This is a genomic window from Fibrobacter sp. UWB3, assembly GCF_002210405.1.
In the GTDB taxonomy this organism is placed as follows: Bacteria; Fibrobacterota; Fibrobacteria; order Fibrobacterales; family Fibrobacteraceae; genus Fibrobacter.
The window spans coordinates 43,021-59,224 of sequence record NZ_MWQJ01000009.1 but is presented as its reverse complement, the minus strand read 5'-3'; the positions used below and the strand labels follow the sequence as shown (position 1 = coordinate 59,224).

Sequence of the window (16,204 nt, the reverse complement as noted above, 5' to 3'; positions counted from 1 at the left end):
TTTTAGCCCTTCTTCTTATGCAAAATGTGAGCAAGACCCGTATTGAAAATTTCGCCGATATGCTCGTCATCGAGCGAGTAATAAATCTTGCGACCGTCACGAGTCGGCTTCACAAGATTCGCCGTGCGCAGAATGCGCAACTGGTGGCTCACCACGGACTGTTCAAGGTTCAGCTTTTCGGCAATGGCACTCACAGACATCTCGCCCGAAAGCAACAAATGAATCACGCGAATGCGCGTCGTATCGCCAAAGAACTTGAAGAATTCAGACAGTTCAAAAAGCGTATCGAGCGAAATATTTTGCGTATTCGGTTCTTTATGCATATTTATACCTGTTTTAATAGTTTAAATACATGAACAACAATTCATATATACATATTTTCATAAAATACGGCAAGGGGTTATTTCCTCCAAAAAGACTCATTAGCGACCATTACGACAATAACGCCAAGCCTTCTTTATTATATTTTCATTACAAGTTAGGGGTCCATTAAAAAGGATCGCATTTCAAAGGAGTTTTTATGAAGAAATTTGCAGCAGGTCTCTTGACCGCCCTCTGCGCCACGGCAATCGCAACCGCACAGCCGGCAGATCAGGCTACTGAGTACACACAGCAAGCCGTCCCGGCTCAAGAAGCCACCCAGCAGGCAGTAGCTTCCGAAGCCCAAAACAACGAAGCCATGCCCATCGACGAACAGCCCGCCCCCACCTTGAAAAAGAAGAACCCCATCAGCATCGGAGCAAAAGCCTCCTTCATTTACGGTTATTTTTGGGGATTTAAAGAACTCAAGGAAGACGATTTGGATTCCCCGAGCGGCTTTGGTGGAGAATTCGGCATCGCAGCAAGCTTCAACATGATTGAAGGTCTTCAGTTCTCTCCAGAAATCGCTTTCCGCTTTTTCAACCTCAGCCATGACGATGAAGATTTTGAAAGATGCTATAACCAGATGTTCCTTGACTTCGCGTTCTACATGCGCGGCTCAATCACGAGCAAATTCTTCTTGGAAGTCGGTCCGCAGCTTTCCATCAACACCAGCGGCGATTACCCCATTGACGGCAACTCCAATTTTGACAAAATCGAACAATCGCCCGTTGAATTCGGCCTCAACATCGGTGCAGGCTACAACATTTTGGACAATTTAAGCGTTGGATTCCGTTGGTACATGGGCTTCAACGAAGTATTCCCAGACGTTAAGTACAAATACGATATCGATCCTAAAGATTACGACAAAGAAAGTGGCGAAGTCAAAGGCAACATCAAGTGGTCTACGATTCATTTAAACGGCGCCCACACGATGATGTTCAAGTTCGGCGTCACCTATTGGTTCAACTAAGTTAAAAATGCGCTCGCTCCAGTCTTTAAATTTACAGCCGGTACTTTCTACCGAAAGCATGCGTGGCCTAGATGCCGCGTCTAAAATCTTTTTAGCAAAAAAGACAACGAGCGAGCCTTCTGAAAAAGACATCATCCAAAGCGGATACACGTTAATGCAAGAGGCTGGGCTTGCGCTATTCAAGTTTGTTCAATGCAAAATAGCAGAAGCCCCAGTCTGTCATTACACAAAGCCCGTTGCCATTTTCATAGGTGGCGGGAACAACGGCGGTGACGGGCTTGTACTTGCCAAGCATCTTTTGCAGGCAGGAATCAAGAGTTCCGTCTTTAGTCTCGCGCCAGAAAGCAAATTCAAGAACGAAGCCAAATTGGCGCTTGACGATTTTCTACAGGTCGGCGGTTCTCTCGTCGATTCCAAGGCAATCACCGAAAAAGCAAATCAAGCACCTAGCTTTTTGCACGAATCATTTCAGCTTATCGTCGATGGCATGCTGGGAAACGGCGCCAAGGGAACACTCCGCCCCGAATTTGCAGAAACCGTACGAATCATAAATGAAAGCGGGCTCCCCGTCATTGCGGCAGACGCACCAACCGGTTACGATTCATCGATGCATATTTGCAACAACATTTGCATTCATGCCAAAGAAACAATGTTGTTCGGGTTCCCGCGTTTAGACGCATACGCAAAAGAAGGTGGTCCCGCATTCGGGAAAGCCACAGTTGCCCCGCTTAAATACCCCGCAGAACTGATTCCGCAATTTGACGAAAAGAATTACCTCGTCACAGAAGATTATATTCCGCAACTTCTGCCCCAGCGAAACGAATGGGGAGACAAGCGCCATCAAGGAACAGCGTTTATCATCGCAGGATCCAAGGACATGCCGGGTGCAGCAGCGCTCTGCACAGAAGCAGCGCTCCGCAGCGGAGCAGGACTTGTCACGCTAGCGACGACGGAAGCAATCACGCCAATTATCCAGGCGAAACTTTCAGAACCCGTTTTTTGCAGTCTTGACGATAGAGCAAACGGAACAGGCGACGAGAATCGCGGAACTTTGCAACCGCATCACATTCCAACTTTACTGGATCGCGCAAAACACGCAAGCGCAATCGCCATCGGGCCCGGTCTTTCAACAAACCTCGGCACTGTCCGAGCCGTTCTCGATTTACTCCCGCAGTTCAAGGCTCCAACAGTCATTGATGCCGACGCATTAAATGCAATTGCAATGTTGGACGACGCAGAACCCAGATGCGGCATGGTATTTCACGACGAGAAGTCGACAGTTCAGGCAGTCACCGAATACTTGCGCAATTTACAGCAGCCTGCTATTTTGACGCCCCACGTGCGAGAATTCGCAAGGCTCTTCGGAGATCTTCCAAACAGTAGCATGGCCATCCCAAGCCGCTTAAGAGAAATCGCCATAAATACAAATAAAGTCATTTTGCTAAAAGGCGCACCAACATACATTGCAGCACCTGATGGCAACGTTTATATCATTCCTGTCGCGAATTCCGGCATGGCAAAGGGCGGGAGCGGTGACGTTCTTTCAGGAATCATCGTCGCACTTCTCGCACAAGGTTTGGCAACTCCCGAAGCAGCCGTACTAGGCGCACTTTTGCACCAGAAAGCAGGTCGCATTACGCGCGAAGAACTCGGCGCATTCAGCATGCTCCCGAGCGACATCATCAAGAATTTGCACAAAGCGTTTTAATTTCTTTTTCCTCGCCTCGGCTCTTTTTTGCAAATTGCTACATTCCCAGTATGGCAGAAAAGACTTTATTACTTCTCGATTCTTTCGCACTCGCGTTCCGCATGTTCTACGCTTACAGCCAGAACCCGCTCGTCAACAGCAAGGGCGAAGACGTTTCCATGATGCACGGCTACTGGGGCGCAGTCCTCCGCATTTTAGCAAAGCACAAGCCCACGCATTTTGCGATTGCCCGCGATGTCGCGCACACAAAGACTTTCCGCCACGAACTTTACCCAGACTACAAGGCCAATCGCGGCCCCATGCCCGAAGAAATGGCAGCGCAGATGCCGCTCCTTTGCGAATCCTTGGAAGCAAGCGGCATTCCGCTTTTGTCGGAACCCGGCTACGAAGCCGACGACGTGATGGCAAGTGCTGCCGAAGCCGCCGTCAAAGCAGGTTTCGACCATGTCGTTATCATTAGCAAAGACAAAGACATGTCGCAAATCGTAACCGACAAGATCCACCTTTTCCATTTGGAAAAAAGCGCCGACGGCATCGATTTTGGACCGCAACAAGTCCTTGAGAAATACGGCATTCCGCCTGAAAAAATCCGCGACTATCTAGCCCTCATGGGCGACTCGAGCGATAACGTTCCGGGCGTCCCCAAAGTCGGTCCGAAAACAGCCATCCAATTGTTGACCGAATACGGCGACATGGACAACATTTACGCAAACATCGACAACATCAAGAAAAAAGGGTTGCACGACAATCTCGCGAACAACAAGGAACAGGCGTTCCTCAGCCGCGAACTCGTAACGCTACAGACAAAGCGCGCCTACCATGGCAATCTCGACGCCCTTGAATTCTGCGGTATCCACAGCGACACGCTCGAAGGCATTTTCAGGGAACACGAAATCAACAGCCTCATCCGATTGCTCGAAAATGTTCCGAGCAAGACAGGATTTGTGCGCAAAGACGATTCCGACGACTCAGCGACGGGGGCCGAGAACAACAAGGTTGGTGAGCCTGCCGAACCACCCGCCGACATTCCGCCCACTTACATCTGCGTCGACAACGAAGAAACCTTCGTACAGATGAAAAAGGAATTTGACGCGGCAACCGAAATCGGCATCGACACAGAAACCGACGGACTGGATCCGATGCAATGCAACATTGTCGGGCTTTGCCTTGCCGCCGCAGCAAAAGATGGAAGCGTCCCTAAAGGCTATTACATCCCGCTCGGCCATACCGACGATATCGGTTTCCCGTACCCTGCCGGCAAGGGCGGCAACTTCGACTTTAACGCCACCAAGAAGTGGTTCGTTGATTTCTGGAACGATTCTTGCACACTCCCCGGCGGCAGCTCCGACAGCGGTTCCAAGCATCCCGACAGTGCAAAGCGTTCACTCGTTTTCCACAACGCCAAATTCGACTTACACGTTCTCGCCCGCACCTTTGGACTCACGCAAAAGCAAATCGATTCCGCCAACATCATCGATACGCTCATCGCCGCATGGATGCTTTCGCCCGGCCAAACCGGGCTCGGCCTCGACAATCAGGTCATGCAGCTTTTGCAGCACGAGATGATTCCGATCGAGAATCTCATCGGACGCGGCAAGAACCAAATCACGTTCAACCGCACGCCCATCAAGGACGCGACCGAATACGGCGCCGAAGACGCCGTGTATACGCTCCGCCTTTGGGCTCCGCTCCGCGCCAAACTCCAGAAGTACGACTACGAAAAGTACTTCTTCAGCCAGGAAATGCCGCTTCTCAAGGTGCTTTACCAGATGGAAGGTGTCGGTGCATTTGTCGACACGAAGATTCTCAAGAAATTGCAGACCGATTTGGAACACCGCATCGAAAAGCTCGAAAAAGAAATCTGCGACATGGCGGGTTGCGAATTTAACATCGGCTCTCCCAAGCAACTCGGCGAAGTGCTCTTTGACACGCTCGGTCTCCCCGAAATCAAAAAGCGCAGCACCGACGCCGCCGTCCTCGAAGAACTCAGCTTCCGCAGCGCACACCCGATTGTTTTCGCCGTCATCGAATACCGCGAACTCAAGAAGATGCAGAGCACCTACGTTTCCGTGCTCCCGACACTCGTGAACCCGGACACCAAGCGCATCCACACAAGCTTTATCCAATGGGGTACGGCAACAGGCCGCCTTTCGAGCCGCGACCCGAACTTGCAAAACATCCCCGTCCGCAGCGAACTCGGCAAGCAAATCCGCGCCGCATTCGTTCCGCAGAACCCGAACAATGTGATTCTCGCGGTGGACTACTCGCAGATTGAACTCCGCATGCTCGCACACCTGAGCGGAGACGAAACGCTCATCGAAAGCTACAAGGAAGGCATCGACATCCACGCCCGCACGGCCGCCGCCATCAACCGCGTAAGCCTCGAAGACGTGACCGCCGACATGCGCCGCGACGCGAAGGTCGTGAACTTCGGCGTGCTCTACGGCATGACCGCCTTCCGCCTCTCCCGCGACCTGAAAATCCCGATGGCACAGGCCAAAAGTTTCATCGACGGCTACTTCGAAATGTACCAGGGCGTGCAAAAGTTCATCGACGACACCAAGGCCGCCGCCCACCGCGACGGCTATGTCGAAACGCTCTCCGGACGCCGCCGCTACATCGCAGGCATCGACAGCTCCGACCGCATGGAATCGCAAATGGCAGAACGCATGGCCGTGAACACCCCCGTGCAAGGCAGTGCCGCCGACCTCATCAAGATTGCCATGATACGCATCCAAAAACGCATTAACGACGAGAACCTCCCACTCCGCATGATGCTCCAAGTGCACGACGAACTCGTTTTCGAGTGCCCGAAGGACCAGGTCGAAGAGCTTTCGCAGATGGTCAAATCCGAAATGGAAGGCGCCATGGAACTTAAAGTTCCACTCGTCGCGAGCGTCGGATTCGGCAAAAACTGGTTAGAGGCGCATTAAGGCGGCGAATCTCGCCCGCGCCGTCCCAAATGTTCTCAAAAAAAGTTCTCAAACAGATGTGATTTAGACCACGTCTGTTCTTACGTACTTGTTATTTATTTCTGTGTAAATAATTTTTCAGTTGCGTTCCAAACCTTTTTCATATATATTACTAGCCGTACAACGGGTGTATTCTTGAGTGTATGAGAAAAAGGGATGTTTGAGATTGGGCAGCAAAGCTCAAGTATGTTCTCAAAAAATTTCTAAAATCACTTAAATTTCACAAAATAAGGCACCCAATCACAAGTCTCAACAAGGAGTCTTAGACATGAGATTGAATACCTTTGGCATCGCATGCAGCTCGCTTCTCATGGCAGCATCAGCATTCGCCGCCCTCCCCAAGGCAACCGCATTGGTCGAACCGATGGGCATGGGTTATAATATCGGCAACACCATGGAAGTGCCGGAAAATCCGACAGCATGGGGCAACCCGCTCCCGACCGCAGGCTACATCAAGGCCATCAAGGCCGCCGGTTTCAACACCGTGCGTATTCCTTGCGCCTGGTACTCTCATTCTGACGCTCTTGCCAAGGATATTGCCGCAAACGGCGGCACCGCCGACAATTCCACCTACAAGCATGTAGGCAAGGCCGCCGACTTTACCACCCCGACCATTGACGCAGCATGGCTCAAGCAGGTGAAGGACGTGGTGGACATGGTCATCGCCGAAGGCATGTACGTCGTTTTGAATTCCCACTGGGACGAAGGCTGGCTCGAAGACCGCGTTTATGAAGGCACGGCCAATCCGCGTAGCGGTTCCGGCGACATCGCCAACTCTTCCGCAACGACCAAGGCTCGCCAAGCCGCTTTCTGGTCTCAGATCGCATCTTACTTCAAAGACTATGATGAACACCTCCTCTTCGCAGGCGCCAACGAACCGGGCGTGAACGACCCGTGGGGCGCAAGCGGTCAGTGGGCATTCGACAACTCCCGTATGCAGATTTTGAAGGGCTACTACGACGCATTCATCACTTCTGTGCGTAGCGCAGGCGGCAACAACGACACCCGTACCTTGATTGTGCAGGCTCCGCGTACCGAAATGGATAACGCTCCGATGCTCAGCACGAGCTGGCCGACCGACCCGGCTGGCGAAGGCTACATGATGGCCGAAGTCCACTACTATCCGTATCAGTACTCCCTCATGACCGCTGACGAAGATTGGGGCAAGCAGTATTATTACTACACCGGACTTTCCAGCACGAATGACAAGGAACACAACATGGGCTGGAACGTTTACAGCAAGAGCATCGACAACTCCGCTCTCGGCACTCCGAACCAGATTGCAAAGGCATTCGGCGAACTCAAGACGATGTTCTGCGACAAGGGCATTCCAGTAATCATCGGTGAACTTGGCGCCATCAAGCGCACCGGTCAGATTACCGACGCCGCAAACCTCAAGCTCCATTTGCAGGGCCGCGCCCTCTTCTACGGTGAAGTCGCCAAGAACGCCAAGGCAAACGGCATCGTTCCTTACGTTTGGGACACCGGTGCAGAAAACGATGGCAACATGACCATCATCACCCGTCAAAAGGGCACCTATTCCATTCTCGACCCGGATGTCTTGAACGCATTGCAAAAGGCATACGGCATGGAAGGCAACAACAAGAGCAACCTCGACAGCTTGGTCAACGAAAACGAAGTTCCTGAAACCGCAGGCGGCAAGGGCATTGAAGTGACCTACAAGAGCGTAACATCCGACTCTAGCGAAACCGGCACACTCCGCATCAACCTCTCAGGCACCGCCAAGGATCTCTCCAAGTACGTCGGTCTCGAAATCAGCATGAAGGGTGAAGTCGCTACAGCAGGCCCCTGCACCAACGCAGCAAAGGATTGCGGCGAATACGGCTGGACCTCCATGGACTTCTTCATGATGACCGGCGGCAGCTGGGACTGGTTTGACGCAAATGTCATGGAACAGGCAGACCAGCAGCTCGACGTTTCCACGTTCCAGACTTTCCAGGTCAAGTGGACCGATTTCCGCACTGAACCCACAGGCCTCACTTCCGTGAACGCCATCGGTCTCAACCTCTACGGCACTCAGGTTTCTGGAACGATCACGATCGACTATATCAAGGGCATCAAGGCCGACGGTTCTACCGAAATCATCGATGACTTCGATAAGAAACCGCAGCTCGAAGGTACCGCATCTGGCAAGATCGTCGCTATCGCAGGCGGCACAAGCAGAATCTGCATGCCGAGCACAACCGCAGCCCCGAAGATGCTCGTGAACGTGCAGCCGGGTTCTGTTTACGCCACATTCAACGCAAGCAAGGCTACCCACGCAACCGCAATGCTCATGAACTCCATGGGCCAGGTCATCGCTCAAAAGAGCTTCGACACACACGCTGGTGCAAACGAAGTCCAGCTGAGCACAAGCGCACGCGGCGCTGCAGTCCTCATCGTCAAGATGGGCAGCCAGAAGAGCGTCAAGCAGATCAAGCTCCGCTAACTTAAAACCCCTTGCATGTTGGAGTGTTTGCAGCAAGGGAATAACAGAGAGACCTATCTCCTGTTGTTTAGGGGAAAGGGCCCGGCAATCGCCGAGCCCTTTTTCTTTTCCTCCTAACAAATTACCATTCAGTTTGCCAATCGCGTATGAGCGCACCATTTTCATCAAGAAACATCATGTTGATGGCGCCAACGCCAAACCTATAATCACCGTCCACTTCATCTTGAATCTTCAGCCTTACAGAAATCGTTTGCTTAGCAGCATTTTCCACTTTTTCTTCAATACGAGACGCTTCGTAACTTCCATGCATCATCATCTTGGTCACGTCACTCATGTCATTTATTTCACCTTCATAAGGAGCAATACTGTCCTTAGGCAATTTAAAATGGCCCCAATCTAAGCATCGTTTTACAGCCATTCGAGAGCTTGGCAATTTTGCCCACGGCAAGCCATCCGACGTATCGCTCACAACCAGTTCAACCCTTATGGGTATTTCTGAATAATATTCAAAACAGACCGCATTCCAATTCGATATATCAACAGGCAACGGTTCTCCAGAAGCACCCTTAGCGATTCCAAAGCCGAGCGACACATACGGATCCGTCTGGCTAGCGTCCTTCTTCAGGGACGCAACGCCGCAGACGCCCTTGCACAATTCGACAACCGGAGTCAACGAATTTTCCGCACCTAGCGCCACCGGCCATTTTACAGACGACATTCCGCCTACGTCTTCGTCCGTAGACCAATACCAACGGCCATCCTCCACGGCATTTTCCGGCCAAACGTTTTCAGCATAATATGATGTTTTAACTCGGTCCGGATCTTTAGTTGGAGTCCACAAAACTCCGTCATAGCCGTACAGTACAAACTCACCTGACGAATCGACCACTCCAGCACCACCTGCAGATTCCGGGTCTTCTACTTCCGGCACACCGTCCGCCTTCGTTCCAAAATACTTGATATCGAACTTATATTGCCCAGGTTCATTTTGGATCCTGAACATCAGCCCGACCAATTGCTTAGCGGCCCTCAAGCCAGTATTTTGTCCCCAGCCATCAGGATTTTCCTTTTTCCAGGAAGGTATTTTGAAATAGCTCCAGTTAAAGCATTTAGTAACCGGATTAACCGCTTTCGGCAACGACGCAGCCGGGAAGGCAAAGCCATCGTAGAATAACGTTCCAAGCGAGTCCCCTAGATCAAGCACAAGCGAGGCATCCGAATCAGACGTATACGAGATGCAAACGCCGTTCCAATCAGAGACATCAACCGGAGTCGGGTTACCAGCCGCATCCCTAGCCATGACAAAGCCAACGGCGGCAAAGGGTTGCATAGTCATCGATCCCTTTTTCAAATCGGCGATACCGCAAATGCCTTGGCACGAGTCAATAACCGTAGACAGGGAGTCCGCATCACTTCCCAACGCTACAGGCCATACAATAGAAGACTGTCCGCCTTCGTTTTCGTCCGCTCCGCGAGCTTCCCAGAACCAATGGCCATCCGCCTGTTCATTCGCAGACAAGCGAGCCGCATAAAGAACCGTGTTCAAATGGTAATCACCCGCAAGAGGATCCCACAAGTCAACAGTGCGACTACCAAAAGAGCTAGACGAAAGATTGCCCACCGAACTAGACGAAATCAGAGCAATCGGATTCGGTTCCGTCGACGTTCCCGTGATGTCTCCGTTTTCTCCGGAGCACGCAGCAAGGCCAAACGCCATTGCACCACACGCTGCATAAAATTTGCTATTCATCTTTAGCCTCCTCATTTTTGCTAACCTCTTTAGAAAGAGGGAACAATTGTAAATTCAATCTGTAAACTTGTTTGATATTGTTGCACTCTTCCGCAATCGCGGTAATTTTTTTTCGGCATTCGTCCAATTCACGAACAATGCGTTCGTAAGCATCTTTGTCAATGCCCATCGTGACGCCCGTAATGTTGCGTTCGTTTGACGCAAAGCGATCCAGCGAATCAATCGCCAAATGACCCATTTCACGGTGCATCGAACGGAGCGCAAGCGGAAGCCCTTCCCTAGAGCCTTCTACAGACTTTTCCGTCTGCACATAAATGTTTTCGCCAACTTGCTTGAGGAACCCGGCGCGTTCCAAAAAGGCAAGCGACTTACGGACTTCAAGCGCAGAGATTTCTTGCGTGCACATCTTGGCGATTTCACCAGGCATCGCACCGGGCATTATCGGAGCAAGTTCTCGCACAACAGAATTTTTCCAGCTGTCGTAATACTCGAAAGCATCCTTATCGACAATGCGCACCTTATGATCAAGGGCGATCGAGTGCATTTGTTCTAAGAACTTTTTCTTCGCATCGTCCGTCTTGGCATTGCCAAATTGGACCATCGCCTCGAAGTAGGTCACTTCATAACCGGCAAGCCCAATGGCGGCAGCCACGCGCCCCATGGTCACTTTGCTGAGGATCGTCTTTCCACAGCAAACATCCTTGAGGTACGACGGCGAAACAAAGCCCGCAATCTTCGCAAACTCGCGCCAAGAGAATGCCGAAGTGCGCTTGCGTTCTTCGTAGTAGTCGCTCAGATAAGCGTGATAATCTTGATATTCAATTATTGGTTTCATACAAACAAATATACGTCACTAATTTTAAAAAGTCAATATTTTATAGTACATTTTCTTCAATTTTTATCAAAATTTCACATTTTTATTTACTGTAAAAATAAAATTTATATCTATATAGTACACGCCGTACTGTATAAAAAAAAGGACCGCCGAAGCGGTCCCAATCAACGCATCACAATGTCAGTAGAATCTTTCGACACCTAGGTCATTCGACCCCAAAAATGCAATATGAAAAATATAATTGCCTTCTAACGCTTGTAATTTAAACCGCACCCCGACAAGATGCTTAGAAGCCACTAGACCCGTATTTTCACGCCAGCCTTCCGCTTCGCCTTTGAACCAAGACGGAAATTTAAATTGATCCCATGTAAGGCATCTTCTCGTACCAGTGGAAGACTTGGGCAAAGACACCGTCGGCTGAGCATAGCCAAACGCAGCATTTAGAGAATCACCCAAATCCAATTCCAACGACGGAGCCGCAGCTGAAGAATAAGAAATGCAAATTCCATTCCATGTCGAAACATCGACAGGAACCGGCTTTCCAGAGTCATCCCTTGCAAGCGTAAAGCCGACAGACACGAACGGATGATACGTCAAAGTTCCTTTTTCCAAGACCGCCGTTCCACAAATTCCACCGCAATGCAGCACCGTAGAAGTCAGCACTTCGCCGTTTTCGCCAACACCTTCGTTCCAAGCTATTGACGAATTCCCTTTCACAACTTGTCCAACACGTTCGTCATAAACACCACAATAGGGACAAGAAGAATCCGTTTCCACCACACGCCACACGCCATCTACAACAGCATCTTGGGGCCACGCAGAATCCCCACAGGCTTCCATCACAACAGTCGAGTCATTATCATAACCCCTCCATTGCATCCGCCGACACGAACTCGAACTTGACGAAAGTACAGTAGAGGAGCTCGACAAAAGTTCTGCAGAAGAGCTTGACAACGCAGCCGAACTCGAGGACAATTCCGCTTCGGAACTTGACGATTCAGGGACCGGAGCGCTAGAAGAAAGTCCGAACAGAGAACTGGAGGATTCTTCTACAGAGCCGGAAGATTCCGCCAAAGAACTTAAAGGCGCCACGACAGAACTCGACGAAGCATCTGCAACTGGCCCCTGTTCATTAAACGCATTCGAGCCATTATCTTCAGAACAAGCCGCAAATGCCAAAGCAGCAATTCCACAAGCTCCATAAAGCTTCCGCTTCATATAAAATCTCCTTTTATCCTACACAATTAATATATACAAAAACCAGCAAGCAAGCAAAAAGGACCCGGCTTAACCGAGTCCTCTTTAGCATCTAGATCCTTCGACTACGCTCAGGATGACACAAAGTCGACGCTTACCAGATCTTGTCGAACTTCTTCTTGTTCTTTTCTTCGTCCTTCTTTTCCTGAACGATGGCGTCGATGACGGCGGCAACGGTCAAGTTGAAGATATCGTGGACAGAAGCGTCGGAGTCGGTGAAGTGAACCGGCTTGTTCAAGCCCATCTGAACAGGACCGATGGATTCGCCAACGCCCATTTCCAAGAGCATCTTGCAAGTGGTATTTGCAGAAGAAAGGCACGGGAAGATGAGCGTGTTCACGGTCTGGCCCTTGATCTTGTTGAATGGGTACTTCGTATCGCGAAGATCCTTGTCAAGAGCCACGTTCACCTGCATTTCGCCATCGAGAACGTAATCTGGATACTGTTCGTGAATCGTCTTCACGGCTTCGCGGACCTTGTTCACGGTGCCACGAGCAGCTTCCTTATCAGAACCGAAATTTGCGTAGCTGAGCATAGCCATCACCGGTTCGTGAGCAAAGAAGCGGACAGCGTCGTGCGTGAGCTTCACGATATCGACGAGCGTTTCTGCATCCGGGTCGCGGTTCACGAGCGTATCGGCGAGGAAGAACGTACCCTTCTTAGTGCTGAGGATATGCATAGCACCGAAGTGCTTGTATTCCGGACGAATACCGATAATTTCCTTAGCAAGTTCAATCGTTTCAGAGTACTTGGAATAGCCACCGGAAATGAGCGCATCGGCATCGCCGACCTTCACCATCATCATACCGAAGTGGTTCGGTTCGAACATGTCGTCGCGGGCTTCTTCGAAGGTCACGCCATTGCGGCCGTTTTCTTCAGCATAAATTGCAGCGTAATTGCGGCGGCGTTCGAATTCTTCCGGAGAACGCGGATTCACAATCTTGATGCCCGTGAGGTCGAGCTGTTCGCGCTGGGCGATCATCTGGATGCGTTCCGGGTTGCCAAGCATAATCGGGTGTGCAATGCCTTCTGCCTGAGCCTGGACAGCAGCCTTGAGCATGTTGAGGTTGCTTTCGGCAAACACGACGCGCTTCGGGTTGCTGCGGGCGGTATCGCTGAACTGACGGATGAGCTTGTTGTCATAACCCATCATGTCGCGGAGGCGATCGTAGTAAGCGTCCCAATCGGTAATCGGCTTGCGGGCCACGCCACTTTCAATAGCAGCCTTGGCAACTGCAATGGAAACTTCCGTGAGGAGGCGCGGATCGAGCGGCTTCGGAATCAAGTATTCCTTGCCAAACGTGAAGCGCTGTGAGTTGTATGCAATGTTCACCACATCCGGAACCGGCTTGTGAGCGAGAGCGGCGATCGCGCGGACAGCAGCGTGCTTCATGTGTTCGTTAATCGTCGTTGCACGCACGTCGAGAGCGCCACGGAAGATGTACGGGAAACCGATAACGTTGTTCACCTGGTTCGGATAGTCGCTACGGCCCGTTGCAAAGATGAGGTCGCCACGGCTTGCCATAGCTTCTTCGTAGCTGATTTCCGGAGTCGGGTTTGCAAGAGCAAAGACAATCGGCTGGTCAGCCATGCTACGCACCATTTCGCGAGTGAGGATGTTACCCTTGGAGAGGCCGACGAACACGTCTGCACCCTTCATGGCATCTTCGAGCGTTTCGATGTCGGTGCGTTCCGTTGCAAAGAAAGCCTTTGCTTCGGTGAGGCCCTTGCGGTCCTTGCGGATAACGCCCTTGCTATCGCACATCACAAGATTTTCTTTCTTGAGACCGAGAGACAAGTAGAGGCGTGTGCAAGCGCAAGCGGCAGCGCCAGCGCCGTTCACAACCATCTTCACGTTGCGAATGCTCTTGCCTGCAACTTCGATAGCGTTCAAGAGGCCAGCGGAAGAAATAATAGCCGTACCGTGCTGGTCATCGTGCATCACCGGAATATCGAGTTCAGCCTTAAGCGTGTCTTCGATTTCGAAGCATTCCGGAGCCTTGATGTCTTCGAGGTTGATACCGCCGAACGTCGGGGCAATGCCCTTCACAATTTCGATAAACTTCTTCGGATCCTTTTCGTTGATTTCGATGTCGAACACGTCAATGCCCGCATAAATCTTGAAAAGCAAAGCCTTGCCTTCCATCACCGGCTTACCAGCAAGTGCGCCAATATCGCCGAGACCAAGCACAGCCGTACCGTTACTAATCACAGCGACGAGGTTGCCCTTGCCCGTGTATTCGTAAGCGAGGTTCTGGTCTTTTTCGATTTCAAGACACGGTGAAGCCACGCCCGGCGTGTATGCAAGGCCCAAGTCCGTCTGCGTGCTGTGCGGCTTGGTGGGCACGATTTCGATCTTGCCCGGCTTGCCCATGGAATGGTATTGGAGAGCCATTTCCTTTAAGTCTTTTCCCATTTCGTTCTCCTGTGAGTCATAACATTATTTTCGCGCAAAATTTAGAAAAATTTACACAACAATAAAAGGGTGCCAAAAATGTGTTTTTTGTTACATTTTTACCCAAAATTGCTATAGTTAAGCCGCAAATAAAACTTTTAGCTCCCATACGACGCGCGTATTACAAAAAATGAAACAAAATATCAAACAGACTGTCCTCGAAAACGGAATTACCATTCTAACGGATTACATGCCGCACGCCTATTCGGCAGCCGTCGGTGTTTGGGTCCCGCGCGGGAGCCGCCACGAAGCACACGATGAATTCGGGCTCAGCCATTTTTACGAGCACCTCGTTTTCAAGGGAACCGAGAACCGCACCGCACTCGAAATTGCGCACGCCATCGAAGACCGCGGCGGGAATCTCGAAGCGTACACGACCCGCCAGGAAACGGGCTTTTACGCACAAGTCGAAAGCAGCGACATGCCGCTTGCCATTGACGTGATTTCGGACATGCTCATGCACCCGCGCTTCGACAAGAAAGAAATGGAAAAGGAGCGCCACGTCATTATCGAGGAAGTCCACAGCTACGACGACATTCCCGAAGAACTCGTAGGTGACATTTTCAACGCCATCCATTTCAAGGGCTGCGGTATTGCGCATTCCATCACCGGGAACGTGAAGCAAGTTCAAGCTCTCACGCGCAAGCAAATGCTCAAGTACGGACATCAAGTCACCGACGAAATTCCGCTCTACGTTTGCGCCTCAGGTAAAGTCAAGCACGAAGAACTCGTAGAACTTTGTGCTAAAAAATTTGAACAAAAAAAGATTAACGGAATCACACCCGAAGACATCTATACGCCGAATCAAGGTATCAAGATTGTACAGAAAAGCGACATCACTCAATCGAACCTTTTCTGGGGTTTGAGTTTCGACCGATCACTGATGAGCGACCGCGACCGTTGTGCATTCTCGCTTTTCAATGTGGCGATGGGAGCAGGCATGGCCTCGCGTTTGTTCCAAAAAATCCGCGAAGACAAAGGCCTTGCCTACTCCGTGTATTCCACCGCAGACCTTTACAAGGACTGCGTGGACTGGGGCGTTGCCCTGGCCACCGAGCCGCACCAGCTCAAGACAGCTCTCGCGCTTTCCATTGCCGAAGTCAGAAAATTCCTGCATCACGGGTTCATCAAGGATGAGTTCGAACGCACCAAGACGAACATCCTCGGCGGGCTCCACCTCGGCGCCGACAGTCCCGAGAAGCGCGTGTTGCGCATGGCGGAACAGACGCTCCACCTCGGCGAATTCCACACGATGGAAGATGTCGAGAAGAAAATCCGCGCCATCACCGAAGACGAAGTCCTCGCAACAGTCAATCGCTTGCTCAGCACGGCAAAATATTCCATCGCCGTCGTCGAACCCAAGAGCAAAAAGAAGACCGTCCTCGACGTAGATTTGTTCTAGCACATGACACGTCCACCGGAACCTGTCATGTCCGCCTGAACCG

At 51.1% G+C, this 16,204-nt stretch carries 10 protein-coding genes; 5 read left to right on the top strand and 5 right to left on the bottom strand.

Annotated elements, in window-relative coordinates:
- Window positions 1-2: 2 nt before the first annotated feature.
- Entirely contained in the window at window positions 3-323 is a 321-nt protein-coding gene (locus B7991_RS10840; protein ID WP_088630831.1) for a helix-turn-helix transcriptional regulator, read from the bottom strand.
- A 197-nt stretch (window positions 324-520) separates the two neighbouring features.
- Between B7991_RS10840 and B7991_RS10835 the strand changes: the two genes are divergently transcribed.
- The 4 genes from B7991_RS10835 to B7991_RS10820 all read left to right on the top strand — a co-directional run bounded on the left by B7991_RS10835 (window position 521) and on the right by B7991_RS10820 (window position 8,462).
- Window positions 521-1,333 carry a porin family protein gene (locus tag B7991_RS10835; RefSeq protein WP_088630830.1) on the top strand — a complete coding sequence of 271 codons (813 nt, stop codon included), beginning with the start codon at window positions 521-523 and terminating at the stop codon, window positions 1,331-1,333.
- Window positions 1,334-1,340: 7 nt separating this feature from the next.
- Window positions 1,341-3,041 (top strand): NAD(P)H-hydrate dehydratase, encoded by a 1,701-nt coding sequence (locus B7991_RS10830; protein WP_088630829.1) that lies wholly within the window; start codon window positions 1,341-1,343, stop codon window positions 3,039-3,041.
- A gap of 50 nt (window positions 3,042-3,091) precedes the next feature.
- Window positions 3,092-5,974 carry a DNA polymerase I gene (gene polA, locus B7991_RS10825; protein ID WP_088630828.1) on the top strand — a complete coding sequence of 961 codons (2,883 nt, stop codon included), beginning with the start codon at window positions 3,092-3,094 and terminating at the stop codon, window positions 5,972-5,974.
- Between the two features lie 307 nt (window positions 5,975-6,281).
- The gene (locus tag B7991_RS10820; protein ID WP_088630827.1) at window positions 6,282-8,462 is read left to right on the top strand and encodes a glycoside hydrolase family 5 protein; all 2,181 of its coding nucleotides are present in this window, start codon (window positions 6,282-6,284) and stop codon (window positions 8,460-8,462) included.
- Window positions 8,463-8,583: 121 nt separating this feature from the next.
- Here the strand turns inward: B7991_RS10820 and B7991_RS10815 are convergent, their stop codons facing one another.
- The 4 genes from B7991_RS10815 to B7991_RS10800 all read right to left on the bottom strand — a co-directional run bounded on the left by B7991_RS10815 (window position 8,584) and on the right by B7991_RS10800 (window position 14,720).
- Complete coding sequence (locus B7991_RS10815) at window positions 8,584-10,212, bottom strand: hypothetical protein (RefSeq protein ID WP_088630826.1); 1,629 nt, start codon at window positions 10,210-10,212, stop codon at window positions 8,584-8,586.
- A complete protein-coding gene (locus tag B7991_RS10810; RefSeq protein WP_088630825.1) occupies window positions 10,205-11,047 on the bottom strand; it encodes a TIGR02147 family protein in 843 nt (280 codons plus the stop codon). Before B7991_RS10810 ends, B7991_RS10815 begins: the two co-directional genes overlap by 8 nt.
- Before the next feature lie 180 nt (window positions 11,048-11,227).
- Window positions 11,228-12,265: a hypothetical protein gene (locus B7991_RS14685; RefSeq protein ID WP_141099869.1), complete on the bottom strand. Its 1,038-nt coding sequence runs from the start codon at window positions 12,263-12,265 to the stop codon at window positions 11,228-11,230.
- 133 nt (window positions 12,266-12,398) lie between these two features.
- Window positions 12,399-14,720 (bottom strand): NADP-dependent malic enzyme, encoded by a 2,322-nt coding sequence (locus B7991_RS10800; protein WP_014545550.1) that lies wholly within the window; start codon window positions 14,718-14,720, stop codon window positions 12,399-12,401.
- Between the two features lie 169 nt (window positions 14,721-14,889).
- Here B7991_RS10800 and B7991_RS10795 point away from each other — a divergent pair, with 169 nt between their 5' ends.
- Window positions 14,890-16,161: a pitrilysin family protein gene (locus B7991_RS10795; protein ID WP_088630823.1), complete on the top strand. Its 1,272-nt coding sequence runs from the start codon at window positions 14,890-14,892 to the stop codon at window positions 16,159-16,161.
- The last annotated feature ends 43 nt before the right edge of the window (window positions 16,162-16,204 follow it).